Raw genomic sequence first — 23,694 nt, forward strand, 5'->3', positions numbered from 1 at the left:
GGGTTAGGGCAGAACCTCGATGGTGCCGTTGTAGGAGGCGTTCGTGCCCGGCTGGCCATTGGCACCTTCGCTGCGCACCGAGGCACCGATCCAGTGCAGGCCCGAGGCGGCCCAGGCGACGGTGAAGCTGCCGTCGGCACCGGTCTTGGTGGTGATCTCTTCGGGGTTGCTGCGGTAACGCAGGCCACCGCGCGCGATGGTCACGTCGACATTGGCGGCCGGTTGGCCGTCCAGCAATAGTGTGAAGGTCGAGGACTCGCCCTCGGCAGCGTCGTTCGGGTGGGTGACGGGGATCAGTTCCAGACCCTTATTGGTCGGGGCCAGAGCCGTGTCGTTCGGATTTCCCAGCGTCACGAAGGTTTCGGTGCGGGTGAAGGTACGCGCTGACGAAACATTGGTGGCATCGGCGGGCACGGCAGCGGCGAACTCGGCCTCGGAGCCGCGGAAGCGTTTGCGCTCGCCGCCTTGCTCGTAGAAGCCCATGAAGCCTTCGACCACATTGGCCACACGATAGGTGCCTTCCTGCTTCAGCTCGATGTCGAAGATCGAACGATAGCGGGCCTGGGTCGCATTCTGGGCTTCCAGCTTGCTACCGTCCGGCGCGGTGATGTCCAGACCGCCCAGACGCATGGCGGCATGGTCGGCTTGATAGACCACATTCGACATACCGGCATCGAAGCCGACCCAGGCGTCATTGCCCGACAGGACGGTCGAGGACGGGGCGATCCACGCGCGGTGGGCCTGAGCCGCCATCGGAGCGGCCAGAGCGGCCGTCAGGGCCAGAAGCGCAAAAGCTTTTTTCATCGGAAGATCCTTAGCGGGTCACGGCGACGCGAACGGCGCCCAGTTCGGTAGAGCCGGAAGCATTGGCCGTGTTCGGCCCGCCCCAGCGGAAAGGTACGCGCACCACTTCGCGGCCACCCAGTTCGCGGGCCGCTTCAACCACAATCGTATAGTTTCCGGCGGCAAGATTGCGCAGGCGCGAGGCCGGAACAGTGACCGTATGACGGCCCGGTGCCTTGGTCGGACCCGACACGCCATCGGCGGGCAGGGTCATGGCGCGGCCACCCTTGCGCCACCAGGTGCGCATGTCCTTCAGCCAGTCCTTGCCGTCACCCTCGGCATTGCGGGTCTGCTGGTACCACACGGCCAAGGTGCGGTTGGCGGTCTGGTCCGGGTTCTCGATCCACACGGCCACGTATGGGCGGTGGTAGGAGGCGCTGCTAATGCGCGGCAGATCCACCGTGACAGACAGGGTGTTGGCCAGAGCCGGAGCCGCAGCGGCGGTCAGAGTGGCCGTGGTCAGGACGAGGGGAAGCTTACGCATGGGAGGATACTCGTCAGTGGATGAAAAGCAGGGCGATGATGACGGGGATCAGCAGGCCTAGGCCCACCAGCGGCCATGACGACGGACGGCTGCGGGCATGCAGCCACACCAGAGCCAGACCGGTCAGGGTGAAGATCACGCACGCCACGGCAAAAACATCGATGAACCAGAACCAGACGGTGCCGCTGTTCCGGCCCTTGTGCAGATCGTTCAGATAGGCGATCGCACCGCGCGTGGTCTTTTCATAGACGACCTCACCGGTGGCGCGGTCCAGCGTCATCCACGCATCGCCGCCGGGCATGGGCAGGGCGACATAGATTTCTTCGGGGGTGGTTTCGGTCGGCTTCTTGGCCAGATCGACGTCCAGCGCGTCCTTGGCCCAGCGTACCATGAATTCGGGCGCAGGATCGGTGGTCTCTTCAGGAAAGTCTGCCAGTCGCGCCACCAGAGGCGCAGGCATTTCGGCTGTGGTCTCCGTGACCACAGGCGTGGCCGGAATGGAGCCAGCGTGGTTCAGCGTAATGCCGGTGATGGCAAACAGCAGCATGCCGACCAGGCTCAGCGCCGCTGAAATCCAGTGCCAGGTGTGAAGTTGCTTCAGCCAGAACGACCGACGCGCGCTGGCAGCCGCCGGAACGCGGGCCGAGACAGTTTGCGAAGAAGAGACAACTTTGTTCACGCAAGGGGCTGTGCCACAAGATGCGAACGAGTTGCAATAGTAATTTGCTCAGCTTTTGGCCCGTCGGGTGATCAATCGTCACCTGACGGGGGATAAAGCCCTAGAGGCGCGCCAACAGGTCGCGGGCAAATACCGACAGGGTGTCATCGCGCGCACCCATGACCAGCACCCGATCACCGGCCTTGGCGTGCTGGATCAGCCAGTCGCCGCAATCCTCGCGGGTGGGCAAGGCGCTGGCCTGACGGTCCTTGGCGCGCACGCCCTCGGCAATGTCCTCGGAGGTGACGCTGCGGTCGGTGGTGCCCCCGTAATAGACAGGCTGCGGCATGACCAAGACATCGTCAGCCTTCATCAGGCTGGCGAAGGTGTCGATAAACTCGGTCTTCATCAGTTTCAGCGGACCAAAACCGTGCGGCTGGAACATGATCAGCAGGCGGCCTTCGAACGCATGAAGCGTGTTGAGCGTGGCTGAAATCTTGTCGGGGTTATGGGCAAAGTCGTCGATGACGGTGATGCCGTCCTGTGTGCCCACCGTCTCCAGACGGCGGCGCATGCCCTCAAAGCCTTCCAGCGCCTTGGCGGCCTTGGCCACATCCAGACCCAGTGCCTTGACCGCGCCCAATGCTGCCAGTGCATTGGCCACATTGTGCGCGCCCGGCACCTGAAGACGCACGGGCAGGGTCTGGCCATCAACGACCAGATCAAACCGGATGCCGTCCGCCAGCGCCTCTAGAGAATGGGCGTAGAGGTCTGCCGCGTCGCTATTCAGCGAGAAGGTTAGCACCTTGTCCGAAGTCGCGGCCAGAGCCGCCGTCTCATCATTGTCGAGGTTCAGCACCGCCACCTTGGCGCGAGCCGCAAAGCCGCCGAACAGCTGGCGCAGCTCTTCCATCGACTTGTGGTCCAGCGAGATGTTGGACACGACGGCTACCGTCGGATTGTAGCGGGCGATGGAGCCGTCGGATTCGTCCACCTCTGCCGCCATCACCTCAGGCTTGCCGACCAGCGAAGACGCAAAGGGCGTGTCGTCGCTGACGAAATTCTTCATCACCGCGCCATTGATGACGGTCGGCTGCTGATCCAGCCGATGCAGCATCCACGCCACCATGCCGGTGATGGTGGACTTACCGCTGGTGCCCGCCACGCCAATGCTAGTGGGGGCGGCATTGAACAGCTGGCTCAGCATCTGCGGACGGGTCAGGATGGTTGCCCCCGCGCGCTTGGCGGCGGCGATATCGGGCACAGTGTCCTCGATGGCCCCCGAGGCCACCACGATCTGTTCGGAAGAGGTGACGCCCGAGCCATCCTGCGCAAACAGTTGCACCCCGCGCTGGCGCAGCCAGTCAAATTTTTTAGGCGTACGGCCTTGGTCCAGAGCGCGGTCGGAACCTGCGATCCGGTGCCCCTGCGACTGGACGATCAGAGCCAGAGGCATCATGCCGGAACCGCCGATGCCGCAGAAATAATAGTCTTTAATCATGGGCCTGATCTTGACGCAGGGAGGCGGGAGATGTCCGTTGCCTGTGGCAGGGCGGATGCTCCATCTTGCTCGACTATTAGGCCACCACTGATCAAGAGACCACCCCTGACTATGACGACCAAAGCTTTCCGCATCGGTGTGGTCAACGCCAGTTCCAGACTGGATCCTGAACGGGGACAGGCCATCGTGGACTGGGCCCAGCGCATGTATCCGGCGGGCGAGGTGGAACTGGTCATGCACCCGTCGCTGTATGAGGTGCACGGCCATTTTGGCGGCGACGACGCCACTCGCGCCGCGGCGCTGGTCGACTATGCCAATGATCCGGCGCTGGATGCGATCTGGTTTGCGCGTGGCGGCTATGGTTCATGCCGCATTGCCGAGGCGGTGCTGCCCCAGTTGAACGATCATGCCCGCATCAAACGCTATCTCGGCTATTCCGATGTCGGCACCCTTTTGGCGGCGTTTTATAAGGCGGGCATTGGTACGGTGGCCCACGGCCCTATGGCGTCTGACGGATCGCGTAACGATCTGACGGGGCTTCGCGCCATCAACTGGCTGCGCACCGGCGATCAGGCCTCGCTGGAGGCCAGCCTGCATGAGGACAGCCGTCCGGCGGTAGCCTTCAACCTGACCATTCTGAACGAACTGGTCGGCACAGCGGTCGAGCCGGACCTGAGGGGCCATGTCATCATGCTGGAAGAGGTGTCCGAGGCGCTGTACCGCGTTGACCGGATGATGTTCCACCTGACCGGACAGGCCGGCATCCGGGGCTGTGCGGGCATCCGCATGGGGCGCGTGTCGGACGTGACGGAAAACGATCCGGACTTCGGCATGACCGCCGAAGAAATCGCCCGCTATTGGTGTGAACGCGCCGGTATTGCCTATCTGGGCAGTGCCGATATCGGCCACGACCGCGAGAACAAGATCGTCCCGTTCGGCCCACGTTAAGACCTGTCAGCCTTTGAGAACGATCCCGTCGGGGCGGGCCTCGAAGGCGCTCAGGCGGCCTAGAAAGCTCATACCCAACAGGGGCGCGGGTAGGTCGCGGTCCACCACCATGGCCTCGACCTCTTTCAGGTGCACACCTGCGACAGACAGACGGCCCAGCGTCAGCGGCGAGGCTTTCACCGGACCTGCCGCAGTGCTCAGCGTGTGGGTAAAGTCGGCATCGGTGACATAGACTCCCAGCTTGCGCGCATCGGCACGGCTGATCGTCACCAGTGAGGCACCGGTATCCACCAGCATGCGCATGGGGCGGCCTTCTATGGAGGCATCGGCCCAGTAGTGGCCATCGGCGGCACGCAGCACAGCAGGATTGGCCAGCGGCAGCGGCTTACCCCAGGCTTGCGCGCCCGCTTCGGTGCTGTCGAGCACCATCAGGCCGCCTGCGCACACTAAAGAGGTGCCGAGGGCAGCCGAAAAGACAACCAGAGAACGCGAGTCGATGCGGATCATGGGGGGATGCTGCCATCAGTCGGTTCCCATCAAATTAATCGATGTGGCGAACAAAAGGTTACCGCCGGATCGCGGTTCGGCAGCTTTCTCCAGCTACGCTTGAAACTTTCTCTAGCGAAGCTTGGGATCGATGCGTTCGGCGCGTGACGGCAGCTCTTGCATGATCTTCTGGCGGTTCTCTTCGCCCATGCGGCTCCACTCGGCGATTTCACCCAGTGTCCGATAACACCCCAGACACAGGCCCGAGGCACCGTCCACAGCGCAGACCATGACACACGGACTGCTGATCGGGCGGGGCGGGGAGGGGCGAAGGTCAGACATGCGCGGAGCGATTATGATCTGCTTTTATGACAGCCATACGACACATATTCCGGAGTCGGAGGATAAATCTTGACATTTCACAACCGAGAGTATATCTAGTCGCCACTGACACGAACTGACTTCACAGGGTGAGAGTCCCAAAAAGCAAGCGTGTCTTCTTTCTCGTTCAACGAAAGGAAGGCGCTCAAATGAACGATAAAAAACGAAACCTGCAGCACGCCATGATGTCTTTTGCACTGCTTGGCGGCATGTTTGTAAACACGAAGCACGTGAATGGTGCCGGTGACCGTGCGGTCAGCCACCCTTCGAATTTTGTGCCCTATAAGATCAATAAGGCGCGCGCGTAGTCGCGAGACCGTTGATCTCCTAAACCGAACCCCGGCTCCACGGCCGGGGTTTTGCAATTCCGGGGTCTGTTGTGCCCTTGCGCTTCGCGCTGGCGTGTCGGAAACCGTCTGTTCCTTACTGTTCAGACTGGAGTGCGCCGATGGCCCTGATCACCGAGACCCGCGACGGAGCCATCGTGCTGTGGACCTTCAGCCGTCCCGACCGTCTGAACGCTCTGCCAGATCTGGGCGATGGCGAGGAGATCGCCGCAGCCTGCGAGCGTGTGAATGCCGATCCGACCGTGTCCTGCGTGGTTCTGACGGGCGAGGGGCGTGCCTTTTCGGCCGGGGGTGACCTGAAGGCCATGAAGGATCGCCGTGACCTGTTCGAAGGCTCCGGTGCCGCCATCCGCGAGCGCTATCGCCGCGTAGTGCATCGTATTGTGCGCGCCCTCTATGGTCTGGAAGTGCCGCTGATCACGGCGGTGAATGGTCCGGCCATGGGCTTGGGCTGCGACATCGCGGGGCTGGGCGATATCCGCATTGCGTCGGACAAGGCCAGCTTCGGCATTCCCTTTATGAAGCTGGGCATTATTCCGGGTGATGGTGGCTCATGGCTGCTGCCGCGCAATGTCGGCTATAACCGTGCCGCTGAAATGCTGTTCACCGCCCGCTCCATCGACGCCGAAACCGCTGACCGCTGGGGTCTGGTCAATCGCGTGGTGCCGCACGACACCCTGATGGACGAGGCCATGACCACGGCCCGCCAGATCGCCGCCCAACCGCCGCAGGCTCTGCGCATGGGCAAGTCGCTGCTGCGTCAGGGCCGCGATATGAATTTCGACCAGATGCTGGAGATGAGCGCCGCTATGCAGGCGCTGGCCCATCTGACCGATGACCACATCGAAGGCGTCACGGCCGTGCTTGAAAAGCGCCCTGGCCACTTCTCCGGTCGCTAACAAAAAAGGCCCGTCGCGATGACGGGCCTTTTCATTGCGGGGGGGCGCTTAGCGACGGGCGGGCGTCGTCATGGAGCGGTTGGCCGGAACGCCCGTCGATGTCTGACGCTCGGCTCCGGCGGTTTCGCCATCCTTCATGAACTTCACCAGCACGCGCTGACCGATCAGCATCGGTGCATCGCCCACATCGACCACCACTTCAACGACGCGCTCGTCGGTACGTTGGGAGGGGTCGTCAGAGGCCAGTTTGCGGGCCCCGAACACGGCGGCGCGGCGCAGCACCTTGCCGACATAGACCTTGGACGGGTCACCTTCCGGCGTCACCTCGACCTGCTGGTCGGTCTTGATGTTGGGGATGTCGGCTTCGACGATTTCGGCGCGGGCAATGCGCGGGGCTTCCGGCTCCAGATCGAACATGTTGGACACGTTCAGCGTCGAGGCACCGGCACCCGGATTGGCATAGCGGCGCACGATACGGCCATTGGCGGGCGCGCGGATGATGGTCAGTTCCACATTATAGGCGGCCTGATCGCGGCGGGCGCGGTTGGTCTCGACCTGAGCCTGCTGCGAGGCATAGCGGGTACGGGCCGCAGCGACGGCGTCACGGGCTTGGTCCAGACGCTGGGCGGCGATGAAGTTGGTCGCGGCCAACTGCTGCATGCGGGCTAACTCGCGCTCGGCGGCGGTGATATCGACCTGAATCTGTGCCAGCTGCGACTGGGACGCCTTCAGATCCGCCTCGGCGGTTTGCAGTTGCAGGCGCGGTTCGTCGTCTTCCTGACGCGCCAGAATCTGGCCTTCGGTGACCATGTCACCTTCCTGAACATAGACGGCGCGCACCACGCCGCCACGACGGGCCGCGATCTGGATGATGCCGCCTTCCACGTCGATTTTGCCATTGGCAATCGCGGCATACGGGCTCTCGACCTTGACCGCGGCCTGTTTGGCCTCTTCGGCCTTCTTGGCGCGCGCACCGTTGACGGCCGAGAAACCGAGGATGACCACGACCAGCAGGACCAGTCCGATCCAGAGCCATTTGTTTTTCAGAAAGGCGGGCATTTCGTTCGTCCCAGACAAGAAATCAGTGCGAAGCCAGGGCGGCGTCAGGATTGGGGATGCGACGCTGGTCATCGATGATGACCCCGTCTTCGATGTGGATCACGCGGTCGGCCCACGCCTCGAGGCGAGGGTCGTGGGTCACGCAGATGACGGCGGCACCATGCTCAGTTGCGGCGCGGCGTAGCAGGCGAATGACGATCTGGCCGTTCTCGCCGTCCAGAGCCGAGGTTGGCTCGTCGGCAAAAAGAATCTGCGGATCCTTAGCCAGGGCGCGGGCGATGGCCACGCGTTGTTTTTCACCGCCTGACAGAGCCGCTGGGCGCAGGTTCAGGCGGTGGCCCAGACCCACTTCCTCCAGCGCCAGCTTGGCGCGGGCCTTGGCGGCATCGGGCGTCAGCCCCTGATATTTCAGGACGGTGGTGACCTGTTGCAGCGCCGTCAGCGACGGGAACAGGTTGAAGCCCTGAAAGATAAAGCCGCAGTGGTCGAGGCGGAATTTGTCGATCCGGCCCGAAGACAGCTTCCACAGGTCGGGCTTGTCCAGTGCCGCGACCGTGCCTTCATCGGGGCGCAACAGGCCCGACAGTGCGGCGATCAGCGTCGACTTGCCCGAGCCGGACGGGCCCATAATCATGGTCAGATCGCCGTGCCTGGCGTCGATGTCGACGTTTTTCAGCACTTCGATCATGCCGCGACCGGACTTGTAGCGTTTGACGATGCCCTTGGCCTCGATGGCCGCATCGCCGTGTTTGCCGTGAACTTTCGTAATCATCGCAACAGGTCCGCCGGTTGGCTCTTCTTCAGGATGCCCATGGACAGGAAGCCAGAGGCCATGGCGATGGCGATCAGCCCGCCGCCGACGAGGATCAGCAGAACCGGATGCAGGACGATCAGCACCGCCCCCATACGGGCCAGAACCGACAGCCCCCACGTCAGTGCGATGGCGGCCATTACGCCGACAATGCCGACCCAGAAGCTGAGCTCGATGACGATGCGGCGCAGACTGCCCATGCCGACACCGAGGGCGCGAAGAGAGGCAAACTCTTTGATGTTGGCCATGATGGCCCCGCGCAGGGTCTGCCAGGTGATGGCCACGCCAATGATTACGCCCAGAACCGCACAGCCCAGAACGATGATGACCAGAATGCCCTCTTCAAACAGCGCCGTCGCATTGGCGTCGGCCAGCTGCTGACGGGTCCAGACCTTCCACTGGCCCTTGCCCAGTTCGTTCAGCTGGGCCGCAACAACGGCGGCGCGGGTCGGATCTTCTAGCTTGATCATCAACGGGCCCACGCGCGGGCCGGTATCGGCTTGACCCAGCATCCGCAGAGAATCGCGGCTCATGACAATTGTGGGCTGCATCATGCTGGGATAGCCCCGCAGCACGCCAACCACGGTGACCGTTTGCCCGTTATACAGCGCCTTGTCGCCCAGCTTCACGCCCAGTTTGGGCATGGTGGTCTCGTCCATGGCGACAGTGAACGGCTGGCGCAGGGCCTCGATCAGTTCGTCGGAATAGTCGACGGGTATAGTGACGGCACCCTCGTGTGTATCGAGGATTTGCGTCATCACATAGTTCATCTTGGGCGCGCCCATCTTGGCGCGGTCGGCCTGCGACAGGGTCGGATCGACGTCCTTGATGGACTGGAAGCTGCCGCCGGCCATGTCGAAGGGTTGTACCTCCTCGACCTCGGGATGGTTGTAGACCTGGGGGATAAAGCGGCGCGGCACGCCGGACGGCCCACCGAAAATGCTCTTTGCGCCCGGTTGCATGACAATCAGATCGGCGCTGGAACGCTCGATCTGGGCGGTAAAGCCCTTGCCGATGCCCAAAAAGACGCCGGTCATGGCCAGAACCAGCAGGCCCGACAGGGCGAGGGCCATAACTGCGGCCATGTATCTGCGCCACTCGAAGAGCAGCGTGGACAGAGCAAGAGACATGCGGTGAACAACCTCGGTAATCTGACACGATGTCTGACGGCTGTCGGGCAAATGGCCAAGTTAAATCGGGTTAAGACAAGGCTTCCCTCACGACCTATGCGGGATTATGGCAGTTGTATTGAGGGGCGAGGGGCACAGGGTCCCGCCCTCTCGAAAAGGAGCTCCCCCCTATGTCGCTTCGCCGTAACATGACCTTCTCGGCCTCTATGGCCGTGCTCGGCATGGCCTTCGCCATGGCCAGCGTGCCGGCCTCCTCGGCTCGTGCCGAGGAAGGTATGTGGACCTTTGACAACTTCCCGATCCAGACGGTCAATCAGGCCTATGGCACCCGCATCGACCAGTCGTGGCTGGACCGCGTGCGCGAGTCGGCGGTGCGCCTGCAAGGCTGTTCGGCCTCGTTCGTGTCGGGCGAAGGCCTGATCCTGACCAACCATCACTGTGTGGTGTCGTGCATTCAGGACTTGTCGGACGCCCAGAACGACTATGTGAAGTCCGGCTGGACGACGGCCACGCGCGAAGAAGAAAAGCAGTGCCCCGGCCAAACCGCCGAAGTCCTGACCGAGATCGTCGACGTGACCGACCGCGTGCTGGGTGCCGGTGAGGGCCTCTCGGGCGGCGAGTTCGTCCGTGCCCGCTCGGCCGAGATCGAAAAGATCCAGAAAGAAGCCTGCGGCGATGATCCCAAGCGCACCTGTCAGGTGATCAGCTTCTATCGCGGCGGCCAGTACAAACTTTACAAGTTCAACAAATACGACGACGTCCGTCTGGTCTTCGCGCCCGAGTTCCAAGCCGCCTTCTTCGGTGGCGATCCGGACAATTTCAACTTCCCCCGCTATGCCCTCGATGCCGCCTTCCTGCGCGCCTATGAGGACGGCAAGCCGGTGACCTCGCCGGTCCACCTGAAGTGGAACGCCGAGGCACCCAAGGAAGGCGATCCGGTCTTCGTCGCCGGTAATCCGGGCACCACCCAGCGCCTGCTGACCGTGTCGCAGCTGTCGCAACTGCGTGACCAGCAACTGCCGATCACCCTGATCCAATCGTCGGAACTGCGCGGACGCCTGACCGAATATTCGACCACCTCCGAAGAAGCCCGCCGCGTATCGGTGGACCCGATCTTTGGTCTGGAGAACAGCTTCAAGGTCTTCTACGGCCAGGTCGGCGCGCTGACCGATCCGAGCTTCTTCGGCAAGAAGGTTCAGGAAGAACAGGAACTGCGTCAGCGCGTGGCCGCCGATCCGGCACTGGCCGAGCGTATTGGTGATCCGTGGGGCGAAATGGATGCGGTGGTCGCCACCCAGCGCCGCCTGTACCTGCCGTATCGCCAGCTGGAAGCCGCTGCGGGCCAGCGCTCGCAACTGTACGCCTATGCCCGCTCGATCGTGCGCGCCTCCAAGGAGCGCGCCAAGGCCGCCGGTGAACGCCGCGCCGGCTATTCGGATGCCGACATCGAGGCTCTGGGCCGTCGCCTGTCCACCCAAGTTCCGGTGGCCAATGACGTCGAACGCATCGCTCTCAGCTTCTGGCTGACCAAGACCCGCGAATATCTGACCGCCGACCATCCGCAGGTGAAGGCGCTGATCGGTGCAGAGAATCCCGAGGCTCTGGCCACCCGTCTGGTCGAAGGCACGCGTCTGGCCGATCCGGCCTTCCGCGCCCAAGCCCTGCAAATGACGCCGGAACAGATCGCCGCTTCGGACGACGCCCTGCTGAAGTTCGTGCTGGCCAACGACGATGCCGCCCAGGCCGTCCGCGCCCAGTATGAAGCCGAGGTCTCGGCCCCGTCGTCGCGCGCCGCCGAAAAGATCGCTCAGGCTCGTTTTGCCGTCTATGGCACCAACCTGTATCCGGATGCGACCTTCTCGCTTCGTCTGTCGTACGGCTCGGTGAAGGGCTGGACCGAGGGCGACAAGACCATCACCCCGTTCACCAATATCGGTGGCCTGTACGAACGTCAGACCGGAGCCTCTCCGTACGACGCGTCGGAGCGTTTCATGGCGGCCCGCGACCGCGTGAACCAGAACGCTGTCTATAATTTCGTCTCGACCAACGACATCATCGGCGGCAACTCCGGCTCGCCGGTGATTAATGCCAAGGGCGAAGTGATCGGTGCGGCCTTTGACGGCAACATCCACTCGCTGGGTGGCTCGTTCGGCTATGACGGCGAACTGAACCGCACGGTTTCGGTCTCGACCGAGGCCATCACCGAGGCCCTGCGCAATGTCTACAACCAGCCGCATCTGCTGCGCGAACTGGGTGTGCGTCGCTAAGACGTCCGCATAACGACAGAATGATGTGGAGGGGGTTGCCTTAGGCAGCCCCCTCTTGTCTTTTCGGCGCAACTGTAGAGGGACCCTCATATGCGCCATATCGCCTTTTTCGCTTCTGCTGCTGTCCTCGCCTTTGCGGCGTCCGCGCCTTCGGCCAAGGCCGAGGAGGGGATGTGGACCTTCGACAACTTCCCCATCGCACGAGCAAATTCGACGCTGGGCACCTCGATCGATCAGGGCTTTCTGGACCGCGTGCGTCTGGCCTCGGTCAAGTTCGGCGGTTGCTCGGCCGGTGTGGTGTCGGGCGAAGGTCTGGTCCTGACCAACAACCACTGTGTCGCCTCCTGCGTGGCCAATCTGTCGACGCAGGCGGTCAACTATGCCGAAACCGGCTTCACTCCCCGCTCGCGCGAGGAAGAGCTGAAATGCCCCGGCGGCTCGGCGGAAATCCTGACCGACATTTCCGATGTGACCGAGCGTATGCAGCACGCGGGGCAGGGGCTTGACGGCAATGCCTTTACCCAGGCCCGTGACGCCGAGGCGGGCCGCATCGAGGCCGAGGCCTGCGGCAATGACCCCAAGGTCCGCTGTCAGGTGGTCAGCCTGTATCGCGGCGGCCAGTTCAAACTCTATAAGTTCCGCAAATACTCCGACGTCCGTCTGGCGTGGGCACCGGAAGACCGCGCGGCCACCTTTGGCGGCGATCTCGACAACTTCTCCTTCCCGCGATTTGCCATCGATGCGGCGTTCATCCGTCTGTACGAAGACGGCAAACCTGCTGTGACGCCGGACCACTTCCAATGGAATGCCAGCCGACCGGTCGAGAACACGCCCGTGTTTGTCTCGGGTAATCCCGGCTCGACCCAGCGTCTACTGACGCAGGCGCAGCTGGCGACGGTGCGCGATGTGGTGCTGCCGATGGATCAGCTGATCTCGTCGGAACTGCGTGGTCGCCTGCTGAACTATGCCGCGCTGGGCGAGCGCGAGGCATTTGAGGCCATGGACCCGATTGTGGGTCTGGAAAACACATATAAGCGTGGTCGTGGCCGCATGGCCGCCCTGATCGATCCGGAGTTCACGGGGCGTTTGGCGGCGGCAGAGGCCGACTTCAAGGCCCGCATCAATGATGTGCCGGAACTGAACGAACGCGTCGGCGATCCGTGGGCGGCGCTGGAAGCCATCCAGCCGGTGCAGCGCGAACTCTATCCGGCCTACAATATGCTGGAGGCCCGCATGGGCGGCGGCTCGTCGCTTTATGGCTGGGCCGTCACCCTTGTGCGCGGTGCGCAGGAACGCGCCAAGCCGTCGGACCAGCGTCTGGCCGAGTTCGCTGACAGCCGTCTGCCCGCTGTCGAAGCGCGCCTGTTTGCCGAACGTCCGACCTACGCCGGTATCGAGCAAATCCGTCTGGACTGGTGGCTGTCCAAGACCCGCGAGTGGCTGACGGTGGATGACGCCCGCGTGCGTGGCCTGCTGGACCGTGAAAGCCCCGAGGGTCTGGCCCAGCGTCTGGTGGCGGGTACCAAGCTGGCCGATCCGGCAGTACGTCGCGCCCTGTGGGAAGGCGGTCTGGAGGCCATTCGCGCGTCTGACGATCCGATAATCCAGCATGTGCTGGCGACCGAAGGCGCAGCCCGTCAGATCCGCGCAGAATGGGAAGCCAAGGTCGAGGCCCCGACCAGCCGCGCCTCGGAGGTGTTGGCTGCTGCGCGCTTTGCCGCCTATGGCGATGCCGTCTATCCGGATGCCACCGGCACCCTGCGCCTGACCTATGGCAAGATCGAAGGTTCGGACGTGCCGGGCCAGCGTTGGGGGGCGTTCACTACCTTTGCCGGTCTGTGGGATCGTGAAACCGGTGCCGAGCCGTTCAAGGTGGCCCCTAAACTGTCGGCTGCACGTGACCGGATCGATCCGAATGCCGTGCTCAATATGGCGGTATCGACCGACACCATCGGCGGCTCGTCCGGCTCTCCGGTGCTGAACGAAAAGGGCGAGATCATCGGTGCGAACTTTGACTCCACCGTGCTGAGCCAGCGCAACGCCTATGGCTATGACATCCGCACCAACCGCAGCGTCATCGTCACCGCCCAGTCCGTGACCGAGGCCCTGAAGGCCGTCTATCAGATGGACCACCTGCTCGAGGAACTGGGTGCCAAGTAAAGGAGAGCGCGTGGGGGGGTATGCGTTTCGGTCGGCCACGAAGGCCGATGTCACGGCCCTGCACGCCCTGGTCGAGGGTGCCTATCGCGGCACCTCGGCAAAGGGCGGCTGGACCCATGAGGCCGATTTGCTGGAGGGTCAGAGGACCGATGTCGAGGAACTGGAGCAGATTCAGGACCCGACACAGCAGATCATTCTGGCGGTGGACGGGGATGCGATTGCGGGCTGTGTCTGCATCGCCAACAAGGGCGGCGGTCTGTCCTATCTGGGCATGCTGACGGTTGATCCGCAGCGTCAGTCGGGTGGTCTGGGCCGTCAGCTGATCGCTGCTGCCGAACAGGCCGCTATTCGTGATTTTCAGGCCGACCGCATGGAGATGACCGTCATCGCGCAGCGCCCCGAGCTGATCGCCTATTATGAGCGTCGCGGCTATGGGCTCACCGGCCAGTCGCGGCCATTTCCGATGGATGACCCGCGTTTTGGCGTGCCGCTGCGCAACGATCTGCGCTTTGTGGTCATGGAAAAGGCGCTGGCCTGAGCCAGCGCCTTGATCTGTGCTGAGATGGTGGGCCTGATTACAGGTCCTGCATCTGCTTCTTGGCAGCCGAGAAATACTGCCAGCCGGTCCAGATGGTGGCGATGGCGGCCAGCCAGATCAGCACGTCGGCAAACAGCTGGAAGTGCGGCAGATAGTCGAACGGCAGGCCAAAGCCGTCCCAGTTACGGGCGAACAGCTGGCAGCCCAGAGCCACCATCTGCAGGGTGGTTTTCCACTTGGCAGCTAAGGTCACCGGCAGGGTGATACGGCCCGCCATGGTCTCGCGCAGGGCCGAGACGGCGAACTCGCGGAACAGGATCAGACCGCAAGGGATGATGATCTGCTGCACCGAGCCGGAGGTCAGCACGCCCAGAATAGCGCCCGTAACCAGAATTTTGTCGGCGATCGGGTCCAGAATGGCCCCCCAGCGCGTGGTCGAATCCCAGCGACGCGCCAGATAGCCGTCGATCCAATCGGTCGAAGCCGCGATGACGAAAATCCAGAAGCCGATGCGGTACATGGCGAACTGGTCGTCCGGGCTCAACATGGTCGAGATCATCGGCCAGCCACTGGTCGCACCGGCCAGCAGCAGGAACATCACCACGCCCGCAGCCAAACGGATGCCGGTCAGGATGTTGGGGATGGGATTGGGCTTGTGGGCAGTCGCCATAGGGTATTCCGTCAGTGAGCTGCTAGGTGTGCCACGCTTTGCAGGCCAAAGCGAGGCCGTGCCTGCTACGACAGGGGCTCGAAGCGCTCGCCGTCACCGGCACGGGTCAGCACGCCGTCAGCAATGCCGAAGTGCAGGCCGACCAGCTTCAGCTCGCCCGCCGCCTCGCGCTCGGCGATCCACGGGAAGGTGCGCAGGTTCTCCAGCGACAGTTTGACGATAGCTTCCTCGGCCACGCGCTCGACCTGATCAGCCGGATAGGATTCGCACACACGTTGGACGGTCGGCACGCCTTGCTGCACCCAAGGCAGAATAAAGTCGGGGCAACTGTCCGGCGCGCCGTTGATCATCGCATTGACGCCGCCACAGCCCGCGTGGCCCATGACCACAATCTGTTTGACGCCCAGAACCTTGACGCCGAACTCCAGCGCCGCCGACACGCCGTGCAGCTTGCCGTCTGGCTCATACGGCGGGACCAGGTTTGCCACGTTGCGTACAACGAAGAGTTCGCCCGGCGCGGTGTCGAAGATCAGGGCCGGGTCGGCGCGGCTGTCGGAACAGGCGACGATGAGGGTGTGCGGCTTCTGGCCCTTTTCGGCCAGTTGCTCGTATTCAGCTCTTTTCGAGGGCCAGCGGTCCTCACGGAAGCGACGGTAACCTTGGGTGAGCTTTGTAATCATGACGCGCTTCCTTGCAGCAGGCGCGGCGGCACTTCAACCCGAAAACAACCATGGCGTGGTCGCTTTAGGGGTGAAAAAATCCGTAGATCCGCTCGGCCAAAGCCTGATTGATCCCGTCGACCTTGACCAGATCGGCGATCGAGGCGCGTCCGACACCCTTGGCTGAACCAAAGGCATGCAGCAGGGCCTTTTTACGGCCCGGACCCACACCCTCGATTTCGTCCAGCGGGTTTCTCTTGATGTCCATGCTGCGACGTTTGGCGTGGGCTCCGTTGGCGAAGCGGTGGGCTTCGTCGCGAAGGCGCTGGATGTAGTAGAGGGCAGGCGATTTCAGCGGCAGCATGAACTGCGGCTTGCCGCGCATGAAGAAATGCTCCTTGCCCGCATTGCGGTCAGGTCCCTTGGCCACCCCGACAGCGACAATGTCGTTCAGCCCGTATTCGTCCAGCATGGCCTGCACCTCGGCCAACTGGCCTGCGCCGCCGTCGATCAGCAACAGGTCGGGCCGCTCGGTCTCTTCGCCCGCTTCCTCTTCCTTGATCAAGCGACCAAAGCGGCGGCGCATCACCTCGCGCATCATGCCGTAGTCGTCACCGGGGGTCAGGTCTTCGCCGCGGATGTTGAATTTGCGGTACTGGTTCTTACGGAAACCCTCGGGCCCCGCGACGACCATGCCGCCCACGGCATTGGTGCCCTGAATATGGGCGTTGTCGTAGATTTCAATCCGCTCGGGGCGGCTTTCCAGACCAAAGGCTTCGCAGACTTCATCGAGGATTTTCGACTGGGCTGAGTTTTCAGCCAGCTTGCGGCCGAGGGCCTCGCGGGCATTGGTCAGGGCGTGATCGACAAGCGTCTTTTTATTGCCGCGCTGCGGTTTGCTGATCTCGACCTTGTGGCCGGCCTTCATGGCAAAGGCCTCTTCCAGCAGAGCCTGTTCCAGCGGCTGCTGATTGGTCAGGATCAGGCGCGGAACCAGCTTGTCCTCGTAGAACTGGGCCAGAAAGGCCGACAGGACAGTGCCGTCATCATCACTGCGGTCCACGCGCGGGAAATAGGCGCGCCCACCCCAGTTCTGGCCCGCACGGTAGAAGAAGACCTGAACACAGGCCTGACCGCCATCCAGATGCACAGCGAACACGTCGGCCTCGGCTACGCCATCAGCATTGACCGAGGTCTCCATGGCGATGGCCGATAGAGCGCGGATACGGTCGCGCACGCGCGCCGCATGCTCGAAATCCATCTCGTCAGAGGCGGCCTGCATTTCCTGCGACAGGCGGCTGATGACCGCGCGGGATTTGCCCCGCAGAAAGGCCTCGGCCTCGTCGACCAGATGGCCATAGTCCTCAAGGCTGATCTCTCCCGTGCACGGGGCCGAGCAGCGCTTGATCTGATAGAGCATGCACGGGCGGGTGCGGCTCTCATAGACGCTGTCGGTGCAGTTCCTCAGCAGAAAGGCTTTTTGCAGGGTGTTGAGCGTATTGTTCACCGCCCATGTCGAGGCAAACGGCCCGAAATAGTCACCCGGAATGGTGCGCGCCCCACGGTGTTTGCGCACCTGTGGCGCGCGGTGGTCGCGCCGGATCATCAGCTCGGCAAACGACTTGTCGTCGCGCAGCAGGACGTTGAAGCGCGGCTTCAGCTTTTTGATATAGCTGGCTTCCAGCAGCAGGGCTTCGGTTTCGGACGCAGTGACCACCAACTGCATGGAGCGGGTCAGGCTGACCATCAGGCCGATGCGCTGGGTGTGGAAACGGCCCTGCGCATATTGGATGACACGCTTCTTCAGCGACTTGGCCTTGCCGACGTACAGGCACGCACCGTCTTCGCCATACATGCGATAGACGCCCGGCTTGTCGGGCGCGCGTTTCGCTTCGTCAGCGATCAGGGCTGCAGCCTGTAGGGGCAGGGGGGCGGCGGTCGTCTCGGTCATCGCCCTAGATATAGGCCCAGCGGTGCCGGACCAGAAGCGCTGCGCCCACATTCACGACGATTTGCCGCTAGAGGCAGGTTCACCAGTCGGGCGAGGGCGCGGTGCGACCCAGAAACTCGTCGATACGGGCCCGCGTCGCCTTGGTGGTGTCGGCGGGCAGGTCGTTTGGATGGAACCAGCCGATCTCGGCAATCTCCCCGTGGCTTGTGCGCTCGCCGACATCAAAGCGGTCAATGTGGAAGATGGCCACGTGGTCGCCGGGGAAGAAGCGCTCGTTGGAATGTATCGACACCAGTTTGGGTGTGCCGTGGGCGATCAGGCCCGCCTCTTCCTTCAGTTCCCGCACCGCCGCCTTGTGGGTGGTCTCGCCCTTGTCGACGCCGCCGCCGGGCAGCCACCAGCCGTTCAGATAGGTGTGCTTGACCAGCAGAATCCGGTCTTGGTTATCCGTGGCGATGATACGCACGCCCAGCGTCATCCCGCGCGTCATCCGCGACCAGGCAAAGAACAGCGGGCGGGTGAAGGGCTCTATACGGGTGCGCCAGGTGGTCATGGTGAAGTTTTCAAATGCCGTGGGTGACAGGCTTGCCGGATTTGCAGCGTCTTGGGCAGGGTGTTTGTGATGAACTTATGTGTCCCGGCTATGATGCCACGGCAGGTGCCCTGATCGACCATGTGTGCGCAACAGAGCTCAGGATGACTTGAAAGGGGCGCGGACAGCCTCTATTGCGGGCTTAACAGGGAGATTTCACCATGGTCGCCATCGCCACCATCTTTGCCTTCATCGCCGTGATTGCAGCCGTTAATTTCTACGAGTTCGGCCGCATTGACTAATGACGGATCGGAGGCTGGCGTCATGGATTGGCGAACGGCCTCTGACTCTGTACGCGTATTCCTGAAGGATGTGGTGGTCGATCTCAGTGTCGGCCTGCATCCGTGGGAGCGCCATCCCGAGCGCCCGACCCGACTAGTCATCAATGTCGAAATGTTTGCCGACTGGCCTTTGGCTGACGGGACCTTCATCAACTATGACCATGTGCGACAGCGCATCCTGAGCTGGGCGGGGCGTCCGCACGTCGAGCTGCTGGAAACCTTGGCCGAGGAAGTGGTCTCGGCCTGTTTTGAACTGCCTCTGGTTCAGGCCTGCAAGGTGCAGGTGACCAAGCCGCAGGTGTTCAACGAAGCCGCCGGTGCCGGCGTCGAAATTTTCCGCAAGAGATCCGCATCGTGACGGGCAAGGTCGTCCTGATCACCGGGGCGGCCCGTCGCGTGGGCGCGGCCTTGGCCGAGGGGCTGGCGACTGAGGGCTGGACCATTGCGGTCCACCATCGCAGCGGTGCCGATGAAGCGCGCGCTCTATGCCAGCGCATTTCCGAGGCAGGCGGTCAAGCCAAAGCCTTTGCGGCGGACCTGTCTGATGCGCACCAGCGCAACGGTTTAATCAGTGCGGTGGTCGCAAGATTTGGGCGCATCGATGCCCTCATCAACAATGCCTCGCTGTTTGAATACGACGACCTGTCCTCTCTGACTGATGAGAGATGGGAAGCGCATCTGTCGGCCAATTTGACCGCGCCGATGTTTCTGATCCGCGACTTTGCCAAGGCTGTTGAGTCCCAGGGCGGTGACGGGGCGGTGGTCAATATCCTCGATCACAAGCTGAATGCGGCCAATCCGGATTTCCTGTCCTATACGGCGGGCAAGGCCAGTCTGGGGGCGCTGACCCAAACGCTGGCCTTGGCGCTGGCACCGCGCGTGCGGTTGAATGGGGTCTCGCCGGGGCTGATTTTGCGCAGTGGCGACCAGACACAGGCGGAGTATGAAAAGGCATGGGCCGATACGCCGCTGGGGCGCGGGACCAGTCTGGATGACATGCTGGCCGCCGTGCGCTTTGCCCTGACCACGCGCGGTATGACGGGTCAGATCATCACGGTCGATGGCGGCGAGAGCCTGAGCCCGCGCGGGCGCGACGTGGCCTTTGATCCGTCGCTGAAAGACTGAGGCCGGTCTTTACTTCGCCTTTTGTTCAGTGTTGATGCGCGATCCGCCATTAGCGCCTATATGGCGCACACACGTTTCGTTTGATTGAAGTCTGCATGCCTGCTGTCCGTTTCACCCGCCGCTTTTCGATGGCGCACCGGCTGATCGCCGATGCGGCGTCCAAGTGCGCCGTGCCGCACGGGCATAATGAATTCGTCACCGTGACGCTGGAGCCTCTGGCGGAGATCGAGTTTGGCGGCTCCAACTATGCGGCCAGTTTCGAGCGGCTGAAGTCGCGCTGGCATGGCTTTGTGGATCGCAGTCTGGACCATGCGTTTCAGCTGAATGCCGACGACCCGCTGCTGAACTATTTCAAAGACCATGAGCCGCAGCGCCTGAAGCAGGTGCTGGTGGTGGATGGCGATCCGACGACCGAGGCCTTGGTCGTCGCCCTGTGGCGCAAGCTGGAAGCCATCATCGCCGCCGAGGGGCTGCCGTTCCGATTGGCCGAGCTGGCCATCGAGGAGACGCCGACCAATACGGTGCTGGCGCGTGGCCTGACCGTCGCCGAGCGGGCGTGGCCGCTGGCGGGGTGGTGCGACCGCGCCGATAACAGCATCAATGACATTCTGCCGCCGGAGAGCTGGGCATGACGGTGACGGCCTTGCCCCTGATGGACGGTGTGCCCCATCGTCTGGGGATGACGGTGCATGTGCGCGGGCTGGAGGTTCAGGCCGGTATCGGTGTCTATGACCATGAAAAGGGCCGGTTGCAGACCCTGATCGTAGATGTGGAACTGGACCTCGGCGCGGGGGCGGTGCGCGATCTGTCCGACACGCTGGATTATGACGGTGTAGCGCGGATCGTGCGCGGGCTGGCCGCTGGCGAGCATATCGAGCTGGTCGAGACCTTTGCCGAGCGGGTGGCGCTGGCCTGTCTGGAAGACCTGCGGGTGCTGGCCGTGCGGGTGAAGGTGGACAAGCCGGGCGCCATTGCCGGGGCGCAGGCAGCGGGTTGCGCGGTTTCGTACGCGCGGTGATTGCCAAGGGCGGTTGAGCGCCGCATTGTTCGGGCCAAGGAGTGCTGCATGTCTCACGAAGCGGAAGCGAATTTTGGCCGTCGGGGTCCGATTGTGGACCGTATCGGTCTGTCGGCGAACTATGCGCTGATCCTGCTGACGGTGCCGACGTTTGGCGTGGCGGCGGTGGTGGGTCTGCTGAGCGTGTTTTTTGGCAGTGTGCCGGAGGACCGGTTGGGGCGTAGCCACTTCGAGTATCAGAAGCGCTCGTTCCTGATTGCGGCGGCTTCGATCGTGGTCGGGGCGGTGCTGGTGGTGGTGAATGTGGGCGTGTTTGTTCTGTTCGCCATGCTGGTCTGGACGCTGGTGCGGGGGGCGCGGGGGCTGCGGGCCTTGCAGCAGGGACAGGCGATTTCGAACCCGCTGGGTCTTTTCTGAGAGTTTTGTTTTCAGCCTTGGGAACGGGGCGGGACGTTAGGGTTTAACGTTCTGCGGGGCAGAGTGAAGTGAAGGCTAATGACTGATTTGCGGGACGTGCACGCGGAGCAGCGGTTCGAGCAAGGTTTTGTGGACTCGGACGGCGAGGTCCGCATTGTGTTTGCGGATTATGCGATCCGTGGCGATACGCGTGTGATCCTGCATGTCGAGGCCGATCCGAAGCTGCGGGGCAGCGGGGCGGCCGGAAAGTTTATGCAGGCGCTGGCCGAGCAGGCCCGGACGGACGGCTTCAAGCTTTGGCCGTCATGCGGCTATGCCAAGGCGTGGCTGGACCGCCATCCTCAATATAGAGATGTGAACGCGGCCTGAGGCCGTGGTTTAGACCGAGGCCTTGCTGACGATGGCCTTGATGGTCTCGGCCTTTGACGGCAGGTCGTCGGACAGGCGCGAGGCCAGTTCGCGGGCACCGACGGGGTAGGCGTCGCCACCATTCGAGATTTCACGTGCGATCTTGGCCGCTTCCAGAAGGACGCGTTCCAGACGCTCGACCTCTTCGAGGGCCAGGGCGCGGGCCTCGGCCTGAAGGCGTTTCACGCGCTCCGCCGTGGTCTCAGGCGGGCGCATCAGGTCGTAGACCTCGGACTCCGGCGAGGAGACCAGTCTGAGATTGGCACGTTCGTCTTTGATCGGTCCGGTGGTCACGATGAAATCCTCTTCGCCTTCATGATGCCTTAAACTGTGGCGGCGTTCGCAGGGAAACTGCGGCTAAGCTAACGAGGTTCCATAAAGTGTTGTAACAAAGACGCAGGCCGAAGGCCTGCTTTGAAGGTTGGCCCTAGCGCTTGCGCCGCGGGCGCAAGCTGCTTGAGGGCGCCTCAGCCCGCGTCGGGTCGGGAGGTCCCGCAGGGCCGACGACCGCGGGCGAAGCAAAAATGAACGCGTCGGGTCGGGAAGGCGCAGCCTTCTGACCGCGGGCCTAGAACCGCATCTCTTTTTTGGTGAAGGTGAAGGCGGGGCCGTAGCCTTTGGCTTCGGCGACTTTGGAGAGGGCCTCGACGCGGCGCATCAGGAGGCGACGCAGGCGGCGTTCCTCGTGCGGGCTGATGTAGTCGGGGGAGGCGGGGTCTTTGAGCGGCGGGAGGACGACGGGCGGTTTCTTGGGTTTGGAGCGGGTCATTGATAGCTCTGTTCTAAAAGGCTGACGGGCGACCCCCACCCTGCCCTCCCCCAACAGGGGAGGGTTTGGTTGCGGGCCATTGGGAAACAGGCACGACAAAAGCCACAGCGCCTGTGGGCGTGTGGTTGGAGGGCAGGCGGGGCGCGCGGGCTTTGCCCGGCGTAGGTTTGGTTTCCGTTTCGGCAAAGGCGCTCGCCCCGCGCAGACGGTTATTCACCAGCATCCGGCCGCGTCGGGTCGAAAAGGCGGAGCCTTTTGACCGCGGCCGAACTTAACTGGGGCAGGCACCGCTGTTGGCGGTTACTCCCAGTGCCGGTGGCGGGCAGTGGACACCTGCGGCGTCCTGCTGGCACGGTCCGAGTTTCCACCTCGACCCTTGCCGGAGTTCTGTGCCCTAGTCCGTGGTGCTCGCCCCCTCCACCACTTCGTGGTCCCCCTCCCCCGCAAGCAGGGGAGGAGAGAGGCGCGCCGCCGTTAGGCGGCTAGCCCGCCAGCCCGCGTCGGGTCGGGAGGTCCCGTAGGGCCGACGACCGCGGGCCACTAAAAATGTGTCGGGATACGCACGTGATTGCGTGGTTTCGTCCGAGGCACTTCCGGTGGCCGTAAGGTCGAGGGCCGTTGAGGCTCCTTGCCGATACTGGCTGAGGTTCAAAACTAAGACTTTATCGCAAACTCCATTGGCTCCGTTCCTTCCGGCGGGGGTTGGTCCCCTTGTGGGGCCAAGCCTCAGCCGGAGGGGCGGACCCCGCTCCATCCACTCCCGTCACCGCAGGTCCGCAGGCCTTACGAGCCCTCCATGCGACGGGACGCAGGAAGGATGACACGTGTGCAAGGTAGGGCGAGCTTAATAGGGTTTAATTCGATCTGAGCAGCGTACTAGGGAATACGTAACGATAGCTATTCTTCTGTGATGTACAGTACCGAGTAGAATGCAGGGTTGATTTCGAAGCGAATTTCTTCGCTAAATTTAGCGATCTCCGCTTTAAGCAAAGACATGTCGTATCCTACATCATAGATGTATTTTGACTTTCCATTTCGAAATATTCCCAAGAACCCAAAATACAAAAGCCTATCTAGGCTCAGGACCCATTGATGTGATGTGCTCGAGCTGATTCAAGCTCTGCCAGGAGTCTGGATTATGAGCGATCTTTATTGGTTGACAGACGAGCAGATGGCTCGGCTGGAGCCCTATTTCCCTAAGAGCCACGGCAAACCTCGGGTGAATGATAGGCGGGTGTTGAGCGGGATCATCTTCGTCAACCGCAACGGTCTGCGCTGGCGGGATGCGCCGG

28 protein-coding genes are annotated in these 23,694 nt (G+C 62.8%); 13 read left to right on the top strand and 15 right to left on the bottom strand.

Annotated features, from left to right (window positions below; all coding sequences use genetic code 11):
• Window positions 1-3: 3 nt before the first annotated feature.
• The 4 genes from B3B04_RS08560 to B3B04_RS08575 form a co-directional block, all read right to left on the bottom strand.
• The gene (locus B3B04_RS08560) at window positions 4-804 is read right to left on the bottom strand and encodes a DUF4198 domain-containing protein (protein WP_292041927.1); all 801 of its coding nucleotides are present in this window, start codon (window positions 802-804) and stop codon (window positions 4-6) included.
• Window positions 805-814: 10 nt separating this feature from the next.
• Window positions 815-1,327 carry a DUF2271 domain-containing protein gene (locus B3B04_RS08565; RefSeq protein ID WP_292041929.1) on the bottom strand — a complete coding sequence of 171 codons (513 nt, stop codon included), beginning with the start codon at window positions 1,325-1,327 and terminating at the stop codon, window positions 815-817.
• A 13-nt stretch (window positions 1,328-1,340) separates the two neighbouring features.
• Window positions 1,341-2,006 carry a PepSY-associated TM helix domain-containing protein gene (locus B3B04_RS08570; protein ID WP_409516053.1) on the bottom strand — a complete coding sequence of 222 codons (666 nt, stop codon included), beginning with the start codon at window positions 2,004-2,006 and terminating at the stop codon, window positions 1,341-1,343.
• 100 nt (window positions 2,007-2,106) lie between these two features.
• Complete coding sequence (locus B3B04_RS08575) at window positions 2,107-3,486, bottom strand: UDP-N-acetylmuramate--L-alanine ligase (protein WP_292041931.1); 1,380 nt, start codon at window positions 3,484-3,486, stop codon at window positions 2,107-2,109.
• A gap of 111 nt (window positions 3,487-3,597) precedes the next feature.
• Between B3B04_RS08575 and B3B04_RS08580 the strand changes: the two genes are divergently transcribed.
• Window positions 3,598-4,434 (top strand): LD-carboxypeptidase, encoded by an 837-nt coding sequence (locus tag B3B04_RS08580; protein WP_292041934.1) that lies wholly within the window; start codon window positions 3,598-3,600, stop codon window positions 4,432-4,434.
• A 6-nt stretch (window positions 4,435-4,440) separates the two neighbouring features.
• Here the strand turns inward: B3B04_RS08580 and B3B04_RS08585 are convergent, their stop codons facing one another.
• Window positions 4,441-4,941 carry a retropepsin-like aspartic protease family protein gene (locus B3B04_RS08585; protein ID WP_292041936.1) on the bottom strand — a complete coding sequence of 167 codons (501 nt, stop codon included), beginning with the start codon at window positions 4,939-4,941 and terminating at the stop codon, window positions 4,441-4,443.
• A 111-nt stretch (window positions 4,942-5,052) separates the two neighbouring features.
• Complete coding sequence (locus B3B04_RS08590; protein ID WP_292041937.1) at window positions 5,053-5,262, bottom strand: DUF1289 domain-containing protein; 210 nt, start codon at window positions 5,260-5,262, stop codon at window positions 5,053-5,055.
• Window positions 5,263-5,450: 188 nt separating this feature from the next.
• Between B3B04_RS08590 and B3B04_RS08595 the strand changes: the two genes are divergently transcribed.
• Both B3B04_RS08595 and B3B04_RS08600 read left to right on the top strand, forming a co-directional pair.
• Window positions 5,451-5,609, top strand: a complete 159-nt coding sequence (locus tag B3B04_RS08595) for a hypothetical protein (protein ID WP_292041939.1) — start codon at window positions 5,451-5,453, stop codon at window positions 5,607-5,609.
• A 140-nt stretch (window positions 5,610-5,749) separates the two neighbouring features.
• A complete protein-coding gene (locus B3B04_RS08600) occupies window positions 5,750-6,547 on the top strand; it encodes a crotonase/enoyl-CoA hydratase family protein (protein WP_292041941.1) in 798 nt (265 codons plus the stop codon).
• Between the two features lie 48 nt (window positions 6,548-6,595).
• On the opposite strand, the gene B3B04_RS08605 is transcribed toward B3B04_RS08600, so the two are convergent.
• From B3B04_RS08605 to B3B04_RS08615, 3 genes are read right to left on the bottom strand one after another with little or no spacing between them, the layout of a single operon-like run.
• Window positions 6,596-7,606 (bottom strand): efflux RND transporter periplasmic adaptor subunit, encoded by a 1,011-nt coding sequence (locus B3B04_RS08605; protein WP_292041943.1) that lies wholly within the window; start codon window positions 7,604-7,606, stop codon window positions 6,596-6,598.
• A gap of 22 nt (window positions 7,607-7,628) precedes the next feature.
• Window positions 7,629-8,378: an ABC transporter ATP-binding protein gene (locus B3B04_RS08610; RefSeq protein ID WP_292041946.1), complete on the bottom strand. Its 750-nt coding sequence runs from the start codon at window positions 8,376-8,378 to the stop codon at window positions 7,629-7,631.
• Window positions 8,375-9,547 carry an ABC transporter permease gene (locus tag B3B04_RS08615; RefSeq protein ID WP_292041950.1) on the bottom strand — a complete coding sequence of 391 codons (1,173 nt, stop codon included), beginning with the start codon at window positions 9,545-9,547 and terminating at the stop codon, window positions 8,375-8,377. Before B3B04_RS08615 ends, B3B04_RS08610 begins: the two co-directional genes overlap by 4 nt.
• 170 nt (window positions 9,548-9,717) lie before the next feature.
• Between B3B04_RS08615 and B3B04_RS08620 the strand changes: the two genes are divergently transcribed.
• The 3 genes from B3B04_RS08620 to B3B04_RS08630 all read left to right on the top strand — a co-directional run bounded on the left by B3B04_RS08620 (window position 9,718) and on the right by B3B04_RS08630 (window position 14,512).
• Entirely contained in the window at window positions 9,718-11,814 is a 2,097-nt protein-coding gene (locus B3B04_RS08620; RefSeq protein ID WP_292041951.1) for a S46 family peptidase, read from the top strand.
• Window positions 11,815-11,904: 90 nt separating this feature from the next.
• Complete coding sequence (locus B3B04_RS08625) at window positions 11,905-13,974, top strand: S46 family peptidase (RefSeq protein ID WP_292041954.1); 2,070 nt, start codon at window positions 11,905-11,907, stop codon at window positions 13,972-13,974.
• 10 nt (window positions 13,975-13,984) lie between these two features.
• Window positions 13,985-14,512, top strand: a complete 528-nt coding sequence (locus tag B3B04_RS08630; RefSeq protein ID WP_292041957.1) for a GNAT family N-acetyltransferase — start codon at window positions 13,985-13,987, stop codon at window positions 14,510-14,512.
• Between the two features lie 37 nt (window positions 14,513-14,549).
• Here B3B04_RS08630 and pgsA read toward each other — a convergent pair whose 3' ends face one another.
• The 4 genes from pgsA to B3B04_RS08650 all read right to left on the bottom strand — a co-directional run bounded on the left by pgsA (window position 14,550) and on the right by B3B04_RS08650 (window position 18,345).
• Window positions 14,550-15,182: a CDP-diacylglycerol--glycerol-3-phosphate 3-phosphatidyltransferase gene (pgsA, locus tag B3B04_RS08635; protein WP_292041959.1), complete on the bottom strand. Its 633-nt coding sequence runs from the start codon at window positions 15,180-15,182 to the stop codon at window positions 14,550-14,552.
• Window positions 15,183-15,247: 65 nt separating this feature from the next.
• Window positions 15,248-15,862 carry a carbonic anhydrase gene (locus tag B3B04_RS08640; protein WP_292041961.1) on the bottom strand — a complete coding sequence of 205 codons (615 nt, stop codon included), beginning with the start codon at window positions 15,860-15,862 and terminating at the stop codon, window positions 15,248-15,250.
• A gap of 64 nt (window positions 15,863-15,926) precedes the next feature.
• Entirely contained in the window at window positions 15,927-17,792 is a 1,866-nt protein-coding gene (gene uvrC / locus B3B04_RS08645; RefSeq protein WP_292041963.1) for an excinuclease ABC subunit UvrC, read from the bottom strand.
• 79 nt (window positions 17,793-17,871) lie between these two features.
• On the bottom strand, window positions 17,872-18,345 hold the full coding sequence (locus B3B04_RS08650) for an NUDIX domain-containing protein (RefSeq protein WP_292041965.1): 474 nt from the start codon (window positions 18,343-18,345) through the stop codon (window positions 17,872-17,874).
• 303 nt (window positions 18,346-18,648) lie between these two features.
• Here B3B04_RS08650 and B3B04_RS08655 point away from each other — a divergent pair, with 303 nt between their 5' ends.
• From B3B04_RS08655 to B3B04_RS08680, 6 genes are all read left to right on the top strand, one after another.
• Window positions 18,649-19,023, top strand: a complete 375-nt coding sequence (locus tag B3B04_RS08655) for a dihydroneopterin aldolase (protein WP_292041966.1) — start codon at window positions 18,649-18,651, stop codon at window positions 19,021-19,023.
• Window positions 19,020-19,790 (top strand): SDR family oxidoreductase, encoded by a 771-nt coding sequence (locus B3B04_RS08660; protein WP_292041968.1) that lies wholly within the window; start codon window positions 19,020-19,022, stop codon window positions 19,788-19,790. The genes B3B04_RS08655 and B3B04_RS08660 overlap by 4 nt, the downstream gene beginning before the upstream one ends.
• A 95-nt stretch (window positions 19,791-19,885) precedes the next feature.
• Window positions 19,886-20,422 (top strand): 6-pyruvoyl trahydropterin synthase family protein, encoded by a 537-nt coding sequence (locus B3B04_RS08665; protein WP_292041969.1) that lies wholly within the window; start codon window positions 19,886-19,888, stop codon window positions 20,420-20,422.
• Entirely contained in the window at window positions 20,419-20,808 is a 390-nt protein-coding gene (gene folB, locus B3B04_RS08670) for a dihydroneopterin aldolase (RefSeq protein ID WP_292041970.1), read from the top strand. The genes B3B04_RS08665 and folB overlap by 4 nt, the downstream gene beginning before the upstream one ends.
• A 48-nt stretch (window positions 20,809-20,856) precedes the next feature.
• Window positions 20,857-21,225 carry a serine/threonine protein kinase gene (locus B3B04_RS08675; protein ID WP_292041971.1) on the top strand — a complete coding sequence of 123 codons (369 nt, stop codon included), beginning with the start codon at window positions 20,857-20,859 and terminating at the stop codon, window positions 21,223-21,225.
• Window positions 21,226-21,303: 78 nt separating this feature from the next.
• Window positions 21,304-21,594 (top strand): GNAT family N-acetyltransferase, encoded by a 291-nt coding sequence (locus tag B3B04_RS08680; RefSeq protein WP_292041973.1) that lies wholly within the window; start codon window positions 21,304-21,306, stop codon window positions 21,592-21,594.
• A gap of 9 nt (window positions 21,595-21,603) precedes the next feature.
• On the opposite strand, the gene B3B04_RS08685 is transcribed toward B3B04_RS08680, so the two are convergent.
• The gene (locus B3B04_RS08685) at window positions 21,604-21,927 is read right to left on the bottom strand and encodes a hypothetical protein (RefSeq protein ID WP_409516052.1); all 324 of its coding nucleotides are present in this window, start codon (window positions 21,925-21,927) and stop codon (window positions 21,604-21,606) included.
• Between the two features lie 274 nt (window positions 21,928-22,201).
• On the bottom strand, window positions 22,202-22,402 hold the full coding sequence (locus tag B3B04_RS08690; protein WP_292041975.1) for a hypothetical protein: 201 nt from the start codon (window positions 22,400-22,402) through the stop codon (window positions 22,202-22,204).
• 1,138 nt (window positions 22,403-23,540) lie between these two features.
• On the opposite strand from B3B04_RS08690, the gene B3B04_RS08695 reads away from it, so the two are divergent.
• On the top strand, window positions 23,541-23,694 hold a 154-nt coding region (locus B3B04_RS08695; protein WP_292041989.1), incomplete at its 3' end, for a transposase.

This window comes from Brevundimonas sp. UBA5713 (assembly GCF_002419815.1).
Lineage (GTDB): Bacteria > Pseudomonadota > Alphaproteobacteria > Caulobacterales > Caulobacteraceae > Brevundimonas.

What these genes read in the sequence shown, in the direction of transcription:
- B3B04_RS08560 (WP_292041927.1), bottom strand. Translation starts at nt 804, where the DNA reads ATGAAAAAAGCTTTTGCGCTTCTGGCCCTGACGGCCGCTCTGGCCGCT.
- B3B04_RS08565 (WP_292041929.1), bottom strand. Translation starts at nt 1,327, where the DNA reads ATGCGTAAGCTTCCCCTCGTCCTGACCACGGCCACTCTGACCGCCGCT.
- B3B04_RS08575 (WP_292041931.1), bottom strand. Translation starts at nt 3,486, where the DNA reads ATGATTAAAGACTATTATTTCTGCGGCATCGGCGGTTCCGGCATGATG.
- B3B04_RS08580 (WP_292041934.1), top strand. Translation starts at nt 3,598, where the DNA reads ATGACGACCAAAGCTTTCCGCATCGGTGTGGTCAACGCCAGTTCCAGA.
- B3B04_RS08585 (WP_292041936.1), bottom strand. Translation starts at nt 4,941, where the DNA reads ATGATCCGCATCGACTCGCGTTCTCTGGTTGTCTTTTCGGCTGCCCTC.
- B3B04_RS08590 (WP_292041937.1), bottom strand. Translation starts at nt 5,262, where the DNA reads ATGTCTGACCTTCGCCCCTCCCCGCCCCGCCCGATCAGCAGTCCGTGT.
- B3B04_RS08595 (WP_292041939.1), top strand. Translation starts at nt 5,451, where the DNA reads ATGAACGATAAAAAACGAAACCTGCAGCACGCCATGATGTCTTTTGCA.
- B3B04_RS08600 (WP_292041941.1), top strand. Translation starts at nt 5,750, where the DNA reads ATGGCCCTGATCACCGAGACCCGCGACGGAGCCATCGTGCTGTGGACC.
- B3B04_RS08605 (WP_292041943.1), bottom strand. Translation starts at nt 7,606, where the DNA reads ATGCCCGCCTTTCTGAAAAACAAATGGCTCTGGATCGGACTGGTCCTG.
- B3B04_RS08610 (WP_292041946.1), bottom strand. Translation starts at nt 8,378, where the DNA reads ATGATTACGAAAGTTCACGGCAAACACGGCGATGCGGCCATCGAGGCC.
- B3B04_RS08615 (WP_292041950.1), bottom strand. Translation starts at nt 9,547, where the DNA reads ATGTCTCTTGCTCTGTCCACGCTGCTCTTCGAGTGGCGCAGATACATG.
- B3B04_RS08620 (WP_292041951.1), top strand. Translation starts at nt 9,718, where the DNA reads ATGTCGCTTCGCCGTAACATGACCTTCTCGGCCTCTATGGCCGTGCTC.
- B3B04_RS08625 (WP_292041954.1), top strand. Translation starts at nt 11,905, where the DNA reads ATGCGCCATATCGCCTTTTTCGCTTCTGCTGCTGTCCTCGCCTTTGCG.
- pgsA (WP_292041959.1), bottom strand. Translation starts at nt 15,182, where the DNA reads ATGGCGACTGCCCACAAGCCCAATCCCATCCCCAACATCCTGACCGGC.
- B3B04_RS08640 (WP_292041961.1), bottom strand. Translation starts at nt 15,862, where the DNA reads ATGATTACAAAGCTCACCCAAGGTTACCGTCGCTTCCGTGAGGACCGC.
- uvrC (WP_292041963.1), bottom strand. Translation starts at nt 17,792, where the DNA reads ATGACCGAGACGACCGCCGCCCCCCTGCCCCTACAGGCTGCAGCCCTG.
- B3B04_RS08650 (WP_292041965.1), bottom strand. Translation starts at nt 18,345, where the DNA reads ATGACCACCTGGCGCACCCGTATAGAGCCCTTCACCCGCCCGCTGTTC.
- B3B04_RS08655 (WP_292041966.1), top strand. Translation starts at nt 18,649, where the DNA reads ATGGATTGGCGAACGGCCTCTGACTCTGTACGCGTATTCCTGAAGGAT.
- B3B04_RS08665 (WP_292041969.1), top strand. Translation starts at nt 19,886, where the DNA reads ATGCCTGCTGTCCGTTTCACCCGCCGCTTTTCGATGGCGCACCGGCTG.
- folB (WP_292041970.1), top strand. Translation starts at nt 20,419, where the DNA reads ATGACGGTGACGGCCTTGCCCCTGATGGACGGTGTGCCCCATCGTCTG.
- B3B04_RS08675 (WP_292041971.1), top strand. Translation starts at nt 20,857, where the DNA reads ATGTCTCACGAAGCGGAAGCGAATTTTGGCCGTCGGGGTCCGATTGTG.
- B3B04_RS08680 (WP_292041973.1), top strand. Translation starts at nt 21,304, where the DNA reads ATGACTGATTTGCGGGACGTGCACGCGGAGCAGCGGTTCGAGCAAGGT.
- B3B04_RS08690 (WP_292041975.1), bottom strand. Translation starts at nt 22,402, where the DNA reads ATGACCCGCTCCAAACCCAAGAAACCGCCCGTCGTCCTCCCGCCGCTC.